The following is a 16,893-nucleotide window of genomic DNA, read 5'->3' as shown; positions in this document are numbered from 1 at the left end:
GGATATATCCGCTATCTAGGCAAAAAGTGATCTCCCGCGCACGATGGCGGTCGTGAGGAGTCAGCGCGAGGGCCGTGAGCCGCAGTGGTGACGCCGGTGGTGATGCGGTGGTGACACCAGTGGTGACGCGATGGTGACGCCGGTGGTGGCACCGGGGGTGGCGCGGTGGTGAGCGGCCCGGACAGGCAGGACCCCGACCCCGTCCCGTCCCCCGCGGATCCCGGCGACCCACGCGAATGGTGCGCGGCGGCCGTCGCCTGGCTTGACCGCGACCAGCCGGAGGCCGCGCTGGAGGCTGCCCGTCACGCGGTCGACCGCGACCCCACGGCCGAAGCCGGAGCGGACTGGGGGTACCGGCTGGCGAGCCTCGCCTTCGAACGGCTCGGTCGCGCCGCGGAGGCCGTGGCCGCCGCGGAGGAGGCCGTACGGCTGGCTCCCGGGTCCTGGGCGGCCAGGCTCCGTCTCGGAGCGGCCCTGCGGCGGGTGCCGGGACGCTGGCGGGAGTCGTCCGCGCAGGCGGCCAGGGCCGCCCGCTACGCGCCCGGCGAGCCGGATCCGCACGTCCTCGTCGGCGACCTCGCGCTGCTGCGCGGCGAGCACCGGCGCGCGGAGAGCGCCTACCGCACCGCGTTGCGCCTCGCGGCCGACCACCCCGGCGCGAGGATCAACCTCGGCCTGGCCTTCCTGCGCTGGGAGCGCCCGAGGGGCCACCACGACCCCGCCTGGCCGATCGACCCCCGCGAGACCGGCCGCGCCAGGCACGCGCTGGAGATGTGGTCCCGGCAGGTCCGCGTCCTGCTGGCCGCGGTGCTCGTCGCGGTCATGGTGGTCGCGTTCGGGTTCGGCCTGACCCCGGAGGCGAGGATCGGCGGCGCGGCCGCGCTGCTCGCGGTCCTGGCCGTCACGTTCGGTCAGGGCCGCAGGGTCAGGCTCTGGCGTTACGTCCTCGGCATGCTCGTCCGTGACCCGTGGCTCGGCGCGTCCGTCTCGGCCACGCTGGCCGCGGTCGTCGCCTACACGGCGGCGATCGTCACCCTTCCCCCTCTTGTCCTCCCGCCGCCGTCCCTCGACTCGCTGCTCGAGGCCCCGTGGCCACCCGATCCACCGGGAGGCGTGTGGGCGGGGCTGGCGGCGGTGGTCCTCCTCAACGGCGCGGCCACGCTCGCCCTGCGGGTGCCGGTCGAGGCGTGGCGGGGCCGCCCGGTCAGGGCGCTGGCCGAGTTCACCGCGGTCCACCGGGACCGTACGGCCAGGCGGAACGTCAACGCGACCCTGTGGCTGCTCGTGGGCCGGGCGTGGTCGGCGCTGGCGGTGGTCGCCCTGGCGGCCGGGCTCCTCGGCGCACAGGGACCCGCCCTTCTCGCGCTGGCCGTCCCGCCCGCGCTCGTCTGGACGCGCGCCAGGGGCGGGCTGGCCCGCTGCCTCGACCAGGTGCTCGCCGCCGACCGCTGGCTCGTGGTCGCGCGGACCCTGCTGGTCGCCGCGTCGCTCGCGCTCGCGTTCGCGGGCGCGGCGGCCGTGGCGCCGCTCGTGCTTCCCGCGGCGCTGGGCGAATGGGCGTGGTGGACGGGGATCACGACGCTGGCCGCGCTGGTCGGGGTGTTCGCCGTCAGGTCGGCGCGGGCGTGGTGGCGAGGCGCGCCGGGGCCCTGGCGATCCGCCCTGGCCATGTGCGAGAGCCGGGGCCACAGGCTGCCCGGCGACATGAGGGCGCCGGTCGGCCTCAGCGGCGAGGTGCGGCGCGCCTTCACCCACGCCCGCGAGGTCGTCCTCGCCTACGCCGACCCCGGCGGGCCGAGGGCGCTGGCCGTCGGCGCGGTCAGCTCGGTCAGCGCGAGCGGCGAACTGAGGCTGATCGCCGCCGACGACGCCTGGGAGGCCGCGGAGCGGGACCCGAGGGTGGCGGTGTTCGTCGCCGATCCGCTGGAGCGCCGATTCTGGGTCGAGGTGCGCGGCGTCGCGGTCGGCGACGCCGAGGCCGACGTGCTCAGGATCACCCCCGAACAGGTCGTGGTCGCCGAGTATCCCGGCCGTCACCAGGGCCGGGACCAGGGCCGCGACCGTGCCCGCCGCCTTCGGGGCGGGGCGACCCGGGCCGAGTGATCCCGGCGGGGCGGCCCGGGTGAGGCGTCTGGCGGGGACGTCCCCGGGCGGAGGCTCGCCGCCGTCGCGGGAACGGCGGCTGGGCGGGCAGTTTCGGCGCCGGAAGGCGGGGCAGGAACTCGGCACCCGGATCGTGGGGTTCATCCGGTCTCATCCGTTTATCTGATCGTGTCAGTGCAGCGGCGTGGCGTGGCGTCCACGCGCGCGCAAACGTCTTCCCGGTGCGGTATAACCGGGGGCGGACCGGGGAGGCGTGATGCGGGAACCCGACAGGGCCCGGCCTGCGGGGCGGGCCGCGATGCGGGATGCGTTCGAACAGGTGCGGCTGCGTTATTTCCAGCTCTCTCCCGGGCTGCGCAGGCTGATCCACGTCGCCGTGCTGGTCGTGGCGGTCGGGCTGGCGCTGGCCATGGGCTGGTCGCCGTTCACCGCGTTCTTCCTCACGATGTCCCTGCTCGGCTTCGCGGCGCTGACCCTTCGCTTCCCCCGGGCCGCGGCCACACTGGTCGTCGTGCTCGGGTGGCTGCTGCTCCTGCCGGTCTTCCAGAGCCTGTACGGACCCGGACAGCCGACCCCGATGGCGTTGATGGTCCTCGCCCTGCCGGTGGCGGGGGCCGCCCACCTCATCCGCTGGGTTCCGCCGTGGGTGACCACCCTCATGGCGCTTGTGCCCGCCGCGCTGGCCGCGGCGGTGTTCGCCCTGGTCTCGCCGGGCCTGGCCCTGTGGGCCGCCTACGGCGTGGCCGCCGCCGTGCTCGTCTACCGCTTCGTCCAGGCTCGTCAGGCCAGGGCCGCGCTGGAGATGGGCGAGCAGCGCGTCAGGCTCAGGGCCCGCGAGGGCGGGCAGCCCCCTCCCGCGTCCAACGACCGCTCCACGCCGCCGCCCATCTCGGTCGAGGAGGCACTGGGCGAGCTGGACGGCATGATCGGCCTTGCCCCGGTGAAGGAGCAGGTCCGCTCCATCGCCGCCTCGATCGAGGCGGCGCGGCTGCGCAAGGAGGCGGGATACTCCACCGAGCCGCCGATGCGCCACTTCGTGTTCGTCGGCCCGCCCGGCACCGGCAAGACCAGCGTGGCCAGGACCGTCGCGAAGATCTTCTACGCCTTCGGCCTGCTCGAGACCCCCTACGTGGTCGAGGCCCAGCGGGCCGACCTGGTCGGGGAGTTCCTCGGCGCGACCGCGATCAAGACGAACGAGCTGGTCGACAGGGCGCTCGGCGGGGTGCTGTTCATCGACGAGGCCTACGGCCTGATCAACTCCGGGGACGGCCAGCCGGACCGCTTCGGCGCGGAGGCGGTGCAGACGCTGCTCAAGCGGGCCGAGGACGACCGCGACCGGTTGATCATCATCCTGGCCGGATACGAGAAGGAGATGGGCGGGTTCCTGTCCTCGAACCCCGGCCTGTCGAGCCGGTTCTCCAGCCGGGTCCGCTTCCCGAGTTACGCGCCGCAGGAGCTGCTGGAGATCACCGAGCTGCTGCAGCGGCGGCGCGGCGACCGGATGGCGCAGGACGCCCACCCCGCGCTGCTCGCCCGGTTCGAGGACGTGCACCGGCGCGCGCTCGTGGACGACCTGGGCAACGCCCGGTTCGTCCGCAGCCTTGTCGAGGCCGCGGCGCAGGCCCGTGACGTGCGGGTCGTCGGCGCGGGAGGCTCCCCGACGACCGAGGACCTGGTGACCACGACCGCGGGCGACGTCGCCAAGGCGTTCGAGGAGCTCACCGCCCGCTACCGGGGCTACCAGGCCACGCCCTCCCTGGAGGAGGCGCTGGCCGACCTCGACCGGATGGCGGGCCTCGAGCCGGTCAAGCAGCAGGTGCACGCGATCACCGCGCAGCTCAGGGTGGCCAGGATGCGCCAGGAGCGTGGCCTGCCCACGCCTCCCCAGATGCGGCACTTCGTCTTCACCGGGCCGCCCGGCACCGGCAAGACCACCGTGGCCCGGATCCTGGGCCGCATCTTCGCCGCGCTGGGCCTGCTCGCCCAGCCACACGTGGTCGAGGCCCAGCGGGCCGACCTGGTCGGCCAGCACCTCGGCGCGACCGCGATCAAGACGAACGAGCTGGTCGACAGGGCGCTCGGCGGGGTGCTGTTCATCGACGAGGCCTACAGCCTGGTCAACCCCGGTTACTCCGGGGGGGACGCCTTCGGGACCGAGGCCGTGCAGACGCTGCTCAAACGGGCCGAGGACGACCGAGACCGGCTGGTGGTCATCCTGGCCGGATACGAGCGGGAGATGGACTCCTTCCTGTCGACCAACCCCGGCCTGGCCAGCAGGTTCGGCCAGCGCGTGCACTTCCCCTCCTACTCGCCCGGCGAGCTGGCCGAGATCGCCGAGCTGCTCGCGGAAGGGGCGGGCGACCGGTTCGACGAGGCCGCCCGCCGCGACCTGGCCGAGGTCTTCACCTGGGTCTGCGACGACGGCCTGATCGACGACCTCGGCAACGGCAGGTTCGCGCGCTCGCTGTTCGAGCGCGCCGCGATGCGCAGGGACGTGCGCCTGGCCGCCCTCGACGGGGGCACCGCCACCGCCGCCGACCTGACCACCATCACCAGTGCGGACCTGCGCGCCGCCGTGGACGAGCTGGCCGACCGCTGACCCCTTGATCCCGGTTGTCGGTGTTCAGCGCGCCTCCGTTGACCTGTGGTTCCCCGTTCGCGCACTCGCGAGATAGCGTGGTAAACACCGCCCTTGACTGAGATCGAACCCCCGATTGAGCACTCCCTGTAGTTGACTGGCCGCAAGATGTAGCAGGATGGCCACCGACAACAGGGACGACGGTGAAGGGGGGCACGATGGCGGGGTTCCTTCTCCGCAGGCTGCTCAACTATCTGGTGCTGATCGTCGTCGCCACGAGCCTGGCCTACGCGCTGGCCGCGAGCGCGCTCGATCCCCGGTCCAACTACGAGGGCCGCAACCCGCCGATCCCGCCGGCGGTCATCGACGCGCGCCTCACCGAGCTGAACCTCAACGACCAGACCCCGCTGGTCGAGCGCTACCTGACCTGGGCGGGTGACGTCGTGCACGGTGACTTCGGCAAGACGGTGACCGGCGGGTCGGTCAACGAGGACCTCGGACGGCGGATCGGCGTCACGCTGCGCCTGATCACCGTCGGGCTGGTCCTCGGCAGCCTCACGGGCGTGCTCGTCGGCGCCTACGCGGCGGTCAGGCAGTACGGCGTGTTCGACCGGTTGTCGACCGGGGCGTCCTTCGCGGTCCTCGCCGTGCCCACGGTCGTGCTCGCCAACATCCTGATCATCGGCGCGGTCTGGTTCAACGAGCTGGTCGGCGTCCAGGTCTTCCTGGTCAGCGGCGAGACGACGCCCGGACTCGAGGGCGGATTCCTCACCCAGCTGGTGGACCGCCTGCAACACCTGATCCTGCCCACGCTCTCCCTGTCGCTGGGACTGATCGCCGTCTACAGCCGCTACCAGCGCAACATGATGCTCGACGTGCTGGGCGCCGACTTCGTCCGCACGGCCATGGCCAAGGGACTGCGCCGCCGTACGGCGCTGATCAGGCACGCGCTGCGCACCGCGCTGATCCCGGCGGTCACCTACTTCGCCTTCACCTTCGGCGCGCTGCTGGTCGGCACCACCTTCACCGAGAAGATCTTCGGCTGGCACGGCATGGGCGAGTGGCTGGTCGACTCCATCTCAACCAACGACGTCAACACCGTCGCGGCGATCAGCTGCTTCGCGGCCTTCGCGGTGCTGGTGGCGTCCCTGGCATCCGACGTTCTCCACGCGGTCCTCGACCCCCGGGTCCGGGTGGGGTGAGGGAAAAGATGACCATCACCGACGAGGAGCTCGCCGAGCAGCGGGCGGACATCGACAAAATCGAGGCGCCGTCCCGGTTCCGGGTGGTCGCGGGCCGTTTCTTCGGCTCCCATCAGGGCCGGATCGGATTCGCGCTCCTCGGGCTGATGTTCCTGCTGGCGTTCGCCGGGCCGTATGCCGGAAAGTGGTCCTACACCGACAAGGACTTCATGGCCTTCCTGCAGCCGCCCTCGCCCGAGCACTGGTGGGGCACCCTGCAGACGGGCGCCGACGTGTACGCGGTCACGTTGCGCGGCATGCAGAAGTCGCTCGTCGTCGGGCTGCTCGCCGCCGTGGTCGGCACCACGCTGGCGGCGGTGGTCGGCGCCTTCGCCGGATACTTCATGGGCTGGACCGACCGGGCGCTGACCTGGATCACCGACCTGCTGCTCGTGCTGCCCGCCTTCCTGATCTTGGCGATCATGTCGCCGCTCTTCGCCGGCGGGCAGTGGCCGCTGTTCGTGCTCGTGCTCGCGCTGTTCCTCTGGATGGTCACCTCGAAGATCGTCCGAAGCATGACCGTCTCCCTCAAGGAGCGGGAGTTCATCCAAGCGGCCAGGTTCATGGGCGTTCCGCCGATAAAGATCATCTTTCGGCACGTCATCCCGAACATGTCCTCGTTGCTGGTCGTGGACGCGACGCTGAACGTCAGCGCCGCGATCCTCACCGAGACCTCTCTGTCCTACTTCGGTTTCGGCATCCAGCCGCCCGACGTCTCGCTGGGCAGCCTCATCGCCGACGGCGCCAAGACGGCCGTGTACGCCCCGTGGACGTTCTGGTTCTGCGCCGGGCTGCTGATCGTCACCGTGCTCGCGGTGAACCTGGTCGGCGACTCCCTGCGCGACGCCTTCGATCCCACAGCGAAGAGGTGCGGACAGTGAGCGAGCGCGACGACTGCCCGGCGGGCGCGCGGTCCCGCAACGGCCAGGCCCTGCGTCCCGAGCGCCCGGACCGTCCTGATCGGCATGGACGCCCGGCCCCGCCCCCACGGTCGGACCCCGCTGAGCCGTCCGACCGCGGGGAGAGCCCACGGCGCGGGGAGCGCGAAGGGCGCCGGGCGCGTCCCGGCCGCTCCGCTCCCGCGCTCGCGGGGGAGCCGGTTCTGGAGGTGACCGGCCTCGACGTCACCTTCGGCTCCGGGCCTGGCGCGGTGCACGCCGTACGGGGGGTGAGCTACGCGGTCCGCCCGGGAGAGGTGCTGGGCATCGTCGGCGAGTCGGGGTCCGGCAAGTCGGTCACCTCGCTGGCGGTGATGGGCCTGCTGCCGTCGCACGCCCGGGTCACCGGCTCCGTGCGACTGCTGGGCAGGGAGATCCTCGGAGCCACGGAGAAGACGCTGACGGCCTTCAGGGGCAAGACGATCTCGATGGTCTTCCAGGACCCGCTGTCCGCGCTCACCCCCGTCTACCGCGTGGGCGACCAGATCGCCGAGGCCGTGCGGATCCACCAGAGGGTCACCAGGCAGCAGGCGGCGAAACGGGCCGTCGAGTTGCTCGACCTGGTGGGCATCCCCAACGCCGCGCAGCGCGCCAAGGCGTTCCCGCACGAGTTCTCCGGAGGCATGCGGCAGCGCGCGGTGATCGCGATGGCGATCGCCAACGACCCCGACGTGATCATCTGCGACGAGCCGACCACCGCGCTCGACGTCACGATCCAGGCCCAGGTGCTCGAGGTGCTGAAACGGGCGCAACAGGAGACCGGGGCGGCGATCGTCATGATCACCCATGATCTGGGGGTGGTCGCGGGGTTCGCCGACAGGGTCATGGTCATGTACGCCGGGCGTTCCGTCGAGGTCGGGGGAGTCGACGACGTCTACTACCGCTCGCGCATGCCGTACACCATGGGCCTGCTCGGCTCCATCCCCCGCCTCGACGAGGGCGGCGCGCAGCCGCTGGTCCCGATCAGGGGGACCCCCCCGTCGCCTGCGGCGCTGCCGCCCGGCTGCCCGTTCCAGCCTCGCTGCCCGATAGCCGTGCCCGCCTGCGTCCTGGAGGAGCCCGCGCCGGCGGCGGTCGGCTCACCGGGACACCTGGCCGCGTGCGTCCGCTCCGGGGAGATCGAGATCGCGGGCTGGTCGCCCGCCGAGGTCTACCAGGTCGGATCCGCCCCGGGGCGCGGCGACGCGGGCGGGCGCGAGGACAGCGGTGAACGTGCGGACGGCGGCGCGCCCGGGAGCCCGGCGCAGGGCGTGACGGAAGGCGCGCCAGAGGGCTCAGCAGGAAACTCGGCAGGGAGCGCCGGGGCCGCGGGGGCCGCCCAGGAGCAGCCGGTACGGCCGCCGCGCGGCGAGCGCGCCGTGGTCCTGGCGGTGAGCGGCCTGGTCAAGAACTATCCCCTGATGAAGGGGGCGATCTTCAGGCGGCGGGTCGGCACCGTCCACGCGGTCGACGGCATCAGCTTCGACATCCGGGAGACGGAGACGCTCGGCCTGGTCGGAGAGTCGGGCTGCGGCAAGACCACCACCCTGATGGAGATCCTCGAGCTGGCCACGCCGCAGCGCGGCACGATCGTGGTGCTGGGACGCGACACCTCGACGATCGGCGCCCGCGAGCGGATGGCCGTCCGACGGGACATGCAGGTCGTCTTCCAGGATCCGCTGGCCTCGCTGGATCCCAGGATGACCGTCTACGACATCGTCGCCGAGCCGCTGCGCGCGCACGGCGTCCCGAACCCCGGGCCGAGGGTCCGGGAGCTGCTCGGGCTGGTCGGCCTCGATCCGGGCCACGCCGCGCGCTACCCGCAGGACTTCTCCGGCGGCCAGCGCCAGCGGGTCGGCATCGCCCGCGCGCTCGCCCTCGAACCCAGGCTGGTCGTGCTGGACGAGCCGGTCTCCGCGCTCGACGTCTCCATCCAGGCGGGCGTGATCAACCTGTTGGAGGACCTGAAGAGCCGTCTCGGCCTGTCCTACCTGTTCGTGGCGCACGACCTGGCCGTGGTCCGGCACATCGCCGACCGGGTCGCGGTCATGTACCTCGGGAAGATCGCCGAGATAGGCCGGGTCGGCGAGGTCTATGACACCCCGATGCACCCCTACACGCAGGCGCTGCTGTCGGCCATCCCGCTTCCCGACCCCCGCAAGGAACGTTCCAGAAGGCGCATCCTGCTCGAAGGCGACCTTCCCAGCCCGGCGGAGCCTCCCTCGGGCTGCCGCTTCCGCACCCGCTGCCCCAAGTTCAGAACCCTCGACGAGATCGGCAGGAGCCGATGCGTGAACGAGGAACCCCAGGTCCGGCCGTTCGGGGAGGACCACGGCGTCTCATGTCACTTCGCCGAGAAGCTCGAAGTCGTATAACCCTGGAGGAATCGTGATATCAATCCGGCGCGTGGGCGCGTTCGCCACTGCGCTGACGGTGGCCGGCTCGCTGGCCCTCGCCGGCTGCGGAGGCCAGGGCGGGGACAGAGGGGGCGGCCCGAACAGCGACGGTGACGAACAGGGGGCCGGTTCCGCCTCGGCGGTCAAGGCCTACGACATCAACCCGGTCTCCAGGGACGGGGTCAAGGACGGGGGCCTGCTCCGCTGGGGTCTCAACGAGTATCCGACCAACTGGAACCTCAACCACGTCGACGGCAACCTGGCGATGGTCAAGAAGGTCATCGACGGGCTCATGCCCTCGGCCTTCCGCTCGAACGAGAAGGGCGAGATCTCGGCGAACGCCGACTACCTGCTGGCGGGCAGGATCACCGAGAGCAACCCGAAGCAGGTCGTCACGCTGACGCTCAACCCGAAGGCCAGGTGGTCGGACGGGACGCCGATCACCTGGGAGGACTACCGGGCCCAGTGGAAGGCGCTGAACGGCGCGAACGCCGACTACCGCGTCGCGGGCACCACCGGCTACCACGACATCGAGAGCGTGGAGAAGGGCAAGGACGTCCACGAGGTGGTCGTCACCTTCGCCAAGCCCTTCGGCGACTGGCAGTCGCTGTTCGGCCCGCTCTATCCCAGGAGCACCAACGCGACCGCGGAGGCGTTCAACAACGCCTGGCTGAACCGGATCCCGGTCACCGCGGGGCCGTTCAAGTTCGTCTCGTTCGACCAGACGGCCAAGACCATCACCATCGCCAGGGACGAGCGCTGGTGGGGTGACAGGGCGAAACTGGACAAGATCATCTATCGGGCGCTGGAGAGCGACGCGCTGGTCGGCGCCTTCAGCAACGGCGAACTGGACACCTTCGACGTCGGGCCCTCCGCGCCGGACTACGCGCGGGCGAAGAGCAGCCAGGGCGCGATCATCCGGCAGGCGGCGGGGCCTGACTTCCGGCACTTCACGATGAACGGCGAGAGCGAGCAGCTCTCCGACGTCAACGTCCGCAGGGCCGTCGCGATGGGCGTCAACCGCCAGGCCATCGCCCAGTCCGACCTGCAGGGCCTGGACTGGCCGATCGTGCTGCTGAACAACCACTTCTTCATGAACACCCAGGACGGCTACCGCGACAACGCCGGCGAGACCGGCGTCTACAACCCGGAGAAGGCCAAGCAGCTGCTGGACGCCGCGGGCTGGAAGATGTCAGGCCAGACGCGCGTCAAGAACGGCAGGGAGCTGAACCTGCGCTTCGTCATGCCGTCGGGGCTGCAGCTCACCAAGTCAGAGGCCGAGATCGCCCAGAACATGCTGGCCCAGATCGGCGTCAAGGTCACCCTTCAGGCGGTGCCCAGCGACGACTACTTCACCAAGTACATCATCCCCGGCAACTACGACATCACCGCGTTCGCCTACGTGGGCACGCCCTTCCCGGTCTCCAGCGGCTACGGCCAGTACGCCAACGCCGTGCGCGACTCCAAGGGCCAGCCGCAGTGGAACGCCAACCTCGGCCGCATCGGATCCCCGGAGATCAACGCCGCCATGGACAAGGCGACCGCCGACCTCGACGGCGCCCAGGCCATCGCCGACACGAACGCCGCGGACAAGCTGATCTGGGAGGCGGTGAACGTGGTGACGCTCTACCAGCGCCCGCAGAACGTGGCCGTCAACAAGGACATCGCCAACTACGGAGCACGCGGCTTCTACGACCTGAAATACCAGGACATCGGCTTCACCAAGTAGGGGCTCTCCCCGAAAACAGGTTAGGGACTCTCCTCGAAAAGACGCGGGCGGGCGGACCGGGCGGGACCTCCGCGGCGGGCCCGCCGTCTCGGATTCCGTTTCTGTCGGGGGCAGGGTGTAGAAGTCGATCCATGGTTGTCTCCACCACCTGGTCCCAGGTGCTCGCATGGCGGTTGAAACGGCAGTTCGTCGACCCGGTCGCCGGGCCGGACGCGGTGTCCGTGGTCCGCCGCCTGACGGGGGTTCAGGCCCAGGTCGCCTCCTCCGCCGAGCTCGCCGTGGCCGCACGGCGCGCCGACCCGCGTCCCGGCGAGATCGACGAGGCCCTGTGGCTGGACCGCACCCTGGTCAAGACCTGGACGGCGCGCGGCACCCTGCACCTGGTCCCCTCCGGCGAGCTGCCCTCCTACGTCGCGGTCCTCGGCTCGTTCCGCAACTGGGACAAGGGCTCGTGGCAGCGTGGCCACGGTGTCACCGCGGCCGAGGTCGCGGCCATCCTCGAGGCGGTCCCCAAGGCGCTCCAGGGGCGCGTGCTGGCCCGAGACGAGCTGGTCGACGCCGTCATCGAGGTCACCGGAGACGCCCACCTTAGGCAGGCGCTGACATCGGGCTGGGGCGCGCTTCTCAAACCGCTGAGCTTCCTCGGCGAGCTCTGCTACGGTCCGCCGCGTGAGGGGCGCGTGACCTTCGTCAGCCCCCGCGAGTGGGTGCCCGGCTGGCCCGAGGCCCCCCTCTCCCGAGAGGAGGGCGGCGTGCGCCTGGTCAGGTCCTTCCTCGGAGCCCACGGTCCGGGCACCCCGGAGACCTTCGGCGCCTGGCTCTACCGTGGCGCGGCCCCGAAGGCGGTCCTGCGCGGCTGGTTCCGCGACCTCGCCCCCGAGCTCGCGGAGGTCGAGGTGGAAGGCCTCCCGATGGTCGTCCTCGCCAAGCACCTCGACGACCTGATCGCGACCGGCCCCGCCACCGGCGTCCACCTGCTGCCCGGCTTCGACCAGTACATCCTCGGAGCTCCCCGCGACCTCGAACCCCTCCTGCCCAGGGAGGCCAAGCCCAGGGTCAGCCGGGCGGCGGGCTGGATCTCGCCCGTCGTGATCCATCAGGGACGGGTCGCCGGGGTGTGGGAGGCCAAGGAGGGCCGGATCACCCTGGACCTCCTCGAGGAGGTTCCCCGGGCCGCCCTGACCGAGGAGGTCGAGCGGGTCACCGCGCTGCTGCGCTAGGCGCACCGCCCAGGCGGATCGGTGACGCGGCTGACGGGCGGACGGCCTCTCAGCGCGGTGTGTCTCCTCGGTGGCGGTCGTCCATGTGCGGTCGGGGGCGAAAGCGGCACCGGGCCTCGGGCCGTTCCAGGTCTCAGGAGCGCGGACGCCGCGGCCTCAGGAGACGGTCCGGTCGAGGCGGAAGCGGACCCGGTCGCCGGGGCGCAGCTGGGCGGCCGCCGCGAGGCAGGCGGAGGTGAGGACGGCGATCACGGGATAGCCGCCCGTCGGCGGGTGGTCGGCGAGAAACACGATCGGCTGCCCGTCCGGAGGCACCTGGACCGCCCCGGCCACCATGCCCTCGCTCGGCAGTTCCCCCTCGCGCGCCCGCTCCAGGCGGGGGCCGCTCAGCCGCACGCCGACCCGGTTGCTGTCCTGGCTCACCACGTACGGCTGCGCGCACAGTCCGGCCAGCGCGTCCGGGGCGAACCAGTCGTCCCGGGGCCCCGCCACGACCCGCAGGGCGTCGGGCGGCGGCGCCGGGGGAGCGACGTCCACGGCCGGCGGAGGCAGGCCGCCGGAGGGGCCCACCGTCAGCGTGGCGCCCGCGCTGAGCGGGGGAGGGCCGAGGCCGCAGAGCGAGTCGGTCGAGCGGCTGCCCAGGACGACGGGCGTGTCGAGACCGCCGCGGACGGCGACGTAGGTCCGCAGGCCCGCGGAGGGGATCGCCGCCCGTAGCTCGCCGCCCGCCGCGACCCAGAACGGCGCGCGCATCCCCTGCCGGACGGTCCGGCCGCGCACGACGACCTCCAGGGGACAGGCGGCCCCCGTCACGGCCACCCAGGCCCCGGCGACGAAGCGGAGCCGGGCTCCGCCGAAGGTCAGCTCCACCCCGGCCGCGTCCTCGGGGTTGCCCACGAGCCGGTTGGCGAGGCGCAGGCTCGGCGCGTCGGCCGCGCCCGAGTGCGGCACGCCGAGGTGGCCGTAGCCGGGACGGCCGAGATCCTGCACCGTGGCGTACGGCCCGGGCGCGATGACTTCGATCATGGGGCGGCGATCGCCTCGAACCTGACCCGCGTGCCCGGGGTGAGCAGGGCGGGTGGATCGGCGCTCACGTCCCACACCGTCAGGGGGGAGCGGCCGAGCAGCCGCCAGCCGCCGGGGGAGGCCGAGGGGTAGACCGCGGAGTACGGCCCGGCGATCGCCACCGCCCCCGCGGGCACCGAGGTCCTGGGCGTGGTGAGCCTGGGCACGTGCAACGCGGGGTCCAGTCCCGTGAGGTAGGCGAAACCCGGGGCGAATCCCAGCCAGCCCGCCACGAGCTCCCGCCCGGTGTGCCGTTCGACCACCTCGGCCGTGGACAGGCCGGTCAGGGCGGCCACGCCGTCGAGGTCGGCTCCGTCGTAGACCACGGGGACCGTCACGGTCGTGCCCGGCGCGAGGGCTTCCGCCACGGGGACGCGGGCCGTGTCCAGCAACCGGGACAGCAGCGGCCGCAGCCGGGAGAGGTCGGCGCCGGGCGCGCTCACCAGGACGGTCTCCGGACCCGGCACGATCTCAGCCACTCCGGGCGGGCGGGAGGCCCGCAGCAGGGCGTCGAGCCTGTGGGAGACCTCCAGCGATCCGGTCTCGACCAGCAGCGCGTGCTCTCCCGCCTGCCTGATCACGGTCTCCATCCCACGGGAAGGGAGCCGAGCCGTCTTCCGCGTCGGGAGGATGTCAAGCGAAGGCCTTCAGCGTCACCCCGGCCGAGACGAGCCCGTCGCGCACCGCCCGTGCCAGCAGCACGGCGTCCGGGGTGTCCCCGTGCACGCAGATCGACCGGGCGTCCACCGCGACCTCCGAGCCGTCGACGGCGGTCACCGTCCCGGCGGTCGCCATGCGCACGGCCCTGGCCGCGACCTCGCGGGGGTCGTGCAGCACCGCGCCGGGTGAGCGGCGGGGGACCAGCGTGCCCTCGGGGGTGTAGGCGCGGTCGGCGAAGGCCTCGTTGACGGTGGTGAGCCCCTCGTTCGCGGCGATCCCGTGGACGACCGAGCCGGGCAGGGTCAGCAGCGGCAGCGTCTCGTCGTGGTCGGCCACGGCCGCGACGACCGCCTCCGCCTGCTCGGGGTCGCGGCAGATCCGGTTGTAGAGCGCGCCGTGCGGCTTGACGTAGGAGACGCGGCCGCCCATCGCCCTGGCGATGCCGTCGACCGCGGACAGCTGGTAGAGCACCTCGGCGCAGAGCTCCTCCGGGTCGACGTCCATCTCCCTGCGGCCGAACCCGGCCAGGTCCCGGTAGGACACCTGGGCGCCGATCAGCACCCCCCTGTCGACGGCCGCCGCGCAGGTCCGGCGGATGGTCAGCGGGTCGCCCGCGTGGAATCCGCAGGCGACGTTCGCGCTGGTCACCAGGTCGAGCAGGGCCGCGTCGTCTCCCAGCCGCCAGATGCCGAAGCCCTCTCCCAGATCGGCGTTGAGATCGATCAGCATGGTCCACCTACACCGGAGGCTCGTCGGGAATGTCGGCGATGTCGTCGAGGGCGATGGCCAGCTCCTCGGGGTCGTCCCCGATCCGCTCGGCGATCTCGATCAGCACGTGCAACACGTCGTGCCGGTCGTGGCCCAGGTCCAGCAGCCGCTGGGCGGCCTCCCACAGTTGCGGGGGGTCGCCCTCCCAGAGCCTGCCCGCGATCTCCTCGTGCCAGGCGAGGTGCTCGTCGTAGTCGGGCCTGTCCCGCTCGCCCGCGTGGTCGATGCCCAGCAGGATCCTGCGGTCGGCCTCGTCGGAGGGGTTGAGCAGGTCGAGTTTGATCTCACCGTGCGTGCCCTGCAGGAACGGGAAGGCGAAGACCCGCCGGGCCAGCGCGGACAGGTCGCCGTCCGGCAGCAGGCGCTCGAGCAGGTCGCGGTCCAGGCCGAAGGTGGTCGGGTCGCGGTAGGCCTCGGCGAACTTGGCCGTCGCCTCCCAGATGCCGTCGAGCGTGGCGCGCAACCCCTGGTCCGCCAGCCCGTTGCGGCGCGCGGCGAACCGGGCCCACGCCCCCAGCACGTAGGGCACGGCCTCCTGCTCGGCGGGGCTGAGCATCACCTTGCGCGGCAGCCAGTCGAGCAGGAAGGTCTGGCACTTGGTCGGGCTGATCCGCAGCGGCCTGCCGAAGTCCTGGTCGCAGCCGTAGTCGATGATGTGGTCGGCGCAACGCGAGGCCGCCGAGGGGTCGGACAGGTGCTCGGCGGCGTCCGAGGAGAGGAACTCCGCGGCCAGCATCGCCCGGCGGTCACGGCTGTAGGGCGCCTCGCTGTGCAGCGGGGCGGGGCGCTTGCGCCCCGGCGGCAACGCCTTGATCCGGGAGCGCGCGAAGGCGTGGTAGGCGCTGTAGCTGTCGCTGACGGGCGCGCTCGTCCTGCGGTCGCCGTACTCCGCCGTGGCCTTCATGGCCGACTCCAGCAACGCTCTGGCCTGCTGGGGCTCGATCTCCTCGAACCTCAGCATCGGGTTGGCCGCCGCCTCCGCCCTGGCCTGGTCGAGCAGCTTGTCCACGTGCGAGGAGACCCAGGTGTCGCGGGCGATCCCTCGCATGTTGTAGTCGACGACCATGACCAGCGCGTGGCGGTCCTCGTCGCTGTCGGCGCCCCGGTAGCCGAAGGTGCACACCACGGTGTCCTGGTCGCCGTAGGCGTCGCGGGAGACGTAGCAGCCCGTCGGCTTGACGACGCCGAGGCGGTCGGCCCAGCGGGGCCTGGCCACGTCACGCTCGATGAGTGCCAGCGCCGCGCCCTCCGCCTTCGCGGCCTGGCGGGCGGTGCCGAGGTAGGCGAGCGCGATCAGCAGGGTCAGCGCGGCGGGGGAGCCCGCCTTGGCGGCGTAGTCGACCAGGCCCTCGCCGAGGACCTGTTCGGCGTCTCCGCCTCTCAGCCGCCGCCCCCACCAGGCTCCGACCATGTCGGAGACCATGAGCTCGGCGTCCAGTGGGCTGCGCACGGCCAGCAGCTCCCGGGCCGCGAGCAGCATCTCGGCGAACACCTCGTCCGGGGACTGGCTCTCCCGCGGGTCTCGACGGTGTCGCCGGTTCAAGCGGCCTCCTCCGTCGGCCTCATGAGCCCGGTGCCGTGGTGATTGGCTCGCTCGCCCTGCTCGCTCACGTCCCAACCTTCTCGCATTCCCGGGTCGAAGGGTGCGTGGAACACGGCCCGGTGATCTCGATGTTACCGGGGACTTCGCGGTGGCGGCGCGGAGTTGACGAGTGCGAGCAGATGCTCGCGGGCGACGCGTTCGACCACCTCGGGTGTCGCCTCGACTCCCAGGTGCCCGGCACAGGCGCACACGTCGGCCACGCACCGGTCGACGGTGCTGAGAGGGACGGTGAGGAACTCGGCGGCCAGGTGGGCGCTCACCTGGGTGTGGAACGTCGGCGGGCCGTCGCTGAGGTATGTGGCGAGAGCGGTCATGGGTGTCGCGTTCCTCCGGTTTTCCGAGAGGCCTCCCCCTGGCGGACGGTGAGGACGTGCGTTCCCATTCCACAACTTATCGCGGGAGTGTCAACCCTCGGAGCGGCGCGCGGGCCGATGTTTGCCCGGAAGAGATGCGAGGTGAGGCGTGTCTTGACTGGATTTGTCGACAGGGGAGTAAACGACTGTCCCCGAAGGGGGAGCCAAATCGGGAATGAGTCAGTAGCCTGATCTTCCCTGGGCGCTCGCGGAGATGAGGTGGGCAGTTGTCGGGACGGTCCGGCTTGATCCTGCTAGGG

General features: G+C 72.1%; 12 protein-coding genes. 7 read left to right on the top strand and 5 right to left on the bottom strand.

Annotation, left to right across the window (positions count from 1 at the left end; translation table 11 throughout):
* The first annotated feature begins 168 nt into the window (after positions 1 to 168).
* The 7 genes from PKF00_RS26810 to PKF00_RS26780 all read left to right on the top strand — a co-directional run bounded on the left by PKF00_RS26810 (position 169) and on the right by PKF00_RS26780 (position 12,184).
* The gene (locus PKF00_RS26810; protein ID WP_271220406.1) at positions 169 to 2,103 is read left to right on the top strand and encodes a tetratricopeptide repeat protein; all 1,935 of its coding nucleotides are present in this window, start codon (positions 169 to 171) and stop codon (positions 2,101 to 2,103) included.
* 256 nt (positions 2,104 to 2,359) lie between these two features.
* On the top strand, positions 2,360 to 4,702 hold the full coding sequence (locus PKF00_RS26805) for an AAA family ATPase (RefSeq protein WP_271220405.1): 2,343 nt from the start codon (positions 2,360 to 2,362) through the stop codon (positions 4,700 to 4,702).
* A 197-nt stretch (positions 4,703 to 4,899) separates the two neighbouring features.
* Positions 4,900 to 5,883 (top strand): ABC transporter permease, encoded by a 984-nt coding sequence (locus PKF00_RS26800; protein ID WP_271220404.1) that lies wholly within the window; start codon positions 4,900 to 4,902, stop codon positions 5,881 to 5,883.
* A gap of 8 nt (positions 5,884 to 5,891) precedes the next feature.
* On the top strand, positions 5,892 to 6,803 hold the full coding sequence (locus PKF00_RS26795; RefSeq protein WP_271220403.1) for an ABC transporter permease: 912 nt from the start codon (positions 5,892 to 5,894) through the stop codon (positions 6,801 to 6,803).
* Between the two features lie 227 nt (positions 6,804 to 7,030).
* On the top strand, positions 7,031 to 9,214 hold the full coding sequence (locus tag PKF00_RS26790; RefSeq protein ID WP_309298437.1) for an ABC transporter ATP-binding protein: 2,184 nt from the start codon (positions 7,031 to 7,033) through the stop codon (positions 9,212 to 9,214).
* 13 nt (positions 9,215 to 9,227) lie between these two features.
* Positions 9,228 to 10,964, top strand: coding sequence for an ABC transporter family substrate-binding protein (locus tag PKF00_RS26785; RefSeq protein WP_271220402.1), 1,737 nt, complete (start codon positions 9,228 to 9,230; stop codon positions 10,962 to 10,964).
* 131 nt (positions 10,965 to 11,095) lie between these two features.
* Positions 11,096 to 12,184, top strand: a complete 1,089-nt coding sequence (locus PKF00_RS26780; protein WP_271220401.1) for a winged helix DNA-binding domain-containing protein — start codon at positions 11,096 to 11,098, stop codon at positions 12,182 to 12,184.
* A 156-nt stretch (positions 12,185 to 12,340) separates the two neighbouring features.
* On the opposite strand, the gene PKF00_RS26775 is transcribed toward PKF00_RS26780, so the two are convergent.
* The 5 genes from PKF00_RS26775 to PKF00_RS26755 form a co-directional block, all read right to left on the bottom strand.
* Positions 12,341 to 13,210 (bottom strand): 5-oxoprolinase subunit C family protein, encoded by an 870-nt coding sequence (locus tag PKF00_RS26775; RefSeq protein WP_271220400.1) that lies wholly within the window; start codon positions 13,208 to 13,210, stop codon positions 12,341 to 12,343.
* The gene (locus tag PKF00_RS26770; protein WP_271220399.1) at positions 13,207 to 13,839 is read right to left on the bottom strand and encodes a 5-oxoprolinase subunit B family protein; all 633 of its coding nucleotides are present in this window, start codon (positions 13,837 to 13,839) and stop codon (positions 13,207 to 13,209) included. Before PKF00_RS26770 ends, PKF00_RS26775 begins: the two co-directional genes overlap by 4 nt.
* A gap of 43 nt (positions 13,840 to 13,882) precedes the next feature.
* Positions 13,883 to 14,638 carry a LamB/YcsF family protein gene (locus tag PKF00_RS26765; RefSeq protein WP_271220398.1) on the bottom strand — a complete coding sequence of 252 codons (756 nt, stop codon included), beginning with the start codon at positions 14,636 to 14,638 and terminating at the stop codon, positions 13,883 to 13,885.
* Positions 14,639 to 14,645: 7 nt separating this feature from the next.
* The gene (locus tag PKF00_RS26760; RefSeq protein WP_271220510.1) at positions 14,646 to 16,157 is read right to left on the bottom strand and encodes a hypothetical protein; all 1,512 of its coding nucleotides are present in this window, start codon (positions 16,155 to 16,157) and stop codon (positions 14,646 to 14,648) included.
* 194 nt (positions 16,158 to 16,351) lie between these two features.
* Positions 16,352 to 16,594 carry a hypothetical protein gene (locus PKF00_RS26755; protein ID WP_271220397.1) on the bottom strand — a complete coding sequence of 81 codons (243 nt, stop codon included), beginning with the start codon at positions 16,592 to 16,594 and terminating at the stop codon, positions 16,352 to 16,354.
* Positions 16,595 to 16,893 lie beyond the last annotated feature (299 nt).

Origin of the sequence: Streptosporangium carneum (assembly GCF_027922005.1) — a bacterium.
Lineage (GTDB): Bacteria > Actinomycetota > Actinomycetes > Streptosporangiales > Streptosporangiaceae > Streptosporangium > Streptosporangium carneum.
Note: the sequence above shows the minus strand (reverse complement) of the source record. Positions and strands in the feature narration are given on the sequence as shown.

Coding starts and splice junctions, on each gene's coding strand:
- PKF00_RS26805 (WP_271220405.1), top strand. CDS start 2,360: ATGCGGGAACCCGACAGGGCCCGGCCTGCGGGGCGGGCCGCGATGCGG.
- PKF00_RS26800 (WP_271220404.1), top strand. CDS start 4,900: ATGGCGGGGTTCCTTCTCCGCAGGCTGCTCAACTATCTGGTGCTGATC.
- PKF00_RS26795 (WP_271220403.1), top strand. CDS start 5,892: ATGACCATCACCGACGAGGAGCTCGCCGAGCAGCGGGCGGACATCGAC.
- PKF00_RS26780 (WP_271220401.1), top strand. CDS start 11,096: ATGGTTGTCTCCACCACCTGGTCCCAGGTGCTCGCATGGCGGTTGAAA.
- PKF00_RS26775 (WP_271220400.1), bottom strand. CDS start 13,210: ATGATCGAAGTCATCGCGCCCGGGCCGTACGCCACGGTGCAGGATCTC.
- PKF00_RS26770 (WP_271220399.1), bottom strand. CDS start 13,839: ATGGAGACCGTGATCAGGCAGGCGGGAGAGCACGCGCTGCTGGTCGAG.
- PKF00_RS26765 (WP_271220398.1), bottom strand. CDS start 14,638: ATGCTGATCGATCTCAACGCCGATCTGGGAGAGGGCTTCGGCATCTGG.
- PKF00_RS26760 (WP_271220510.1), bottom strand. CDS start 16,157: ATGCTGCTCGCGGCCCGGGAGCTGCTGGCCGTGCGCAGCCCACTGGAC.
- PKF00_RS26755 (WP_271220397.1), bottom strand. CDS start 16,594: ATGACCGCTCTCGCCACATACCTCAGCGACGGCCCGCCGACGTTCCAC.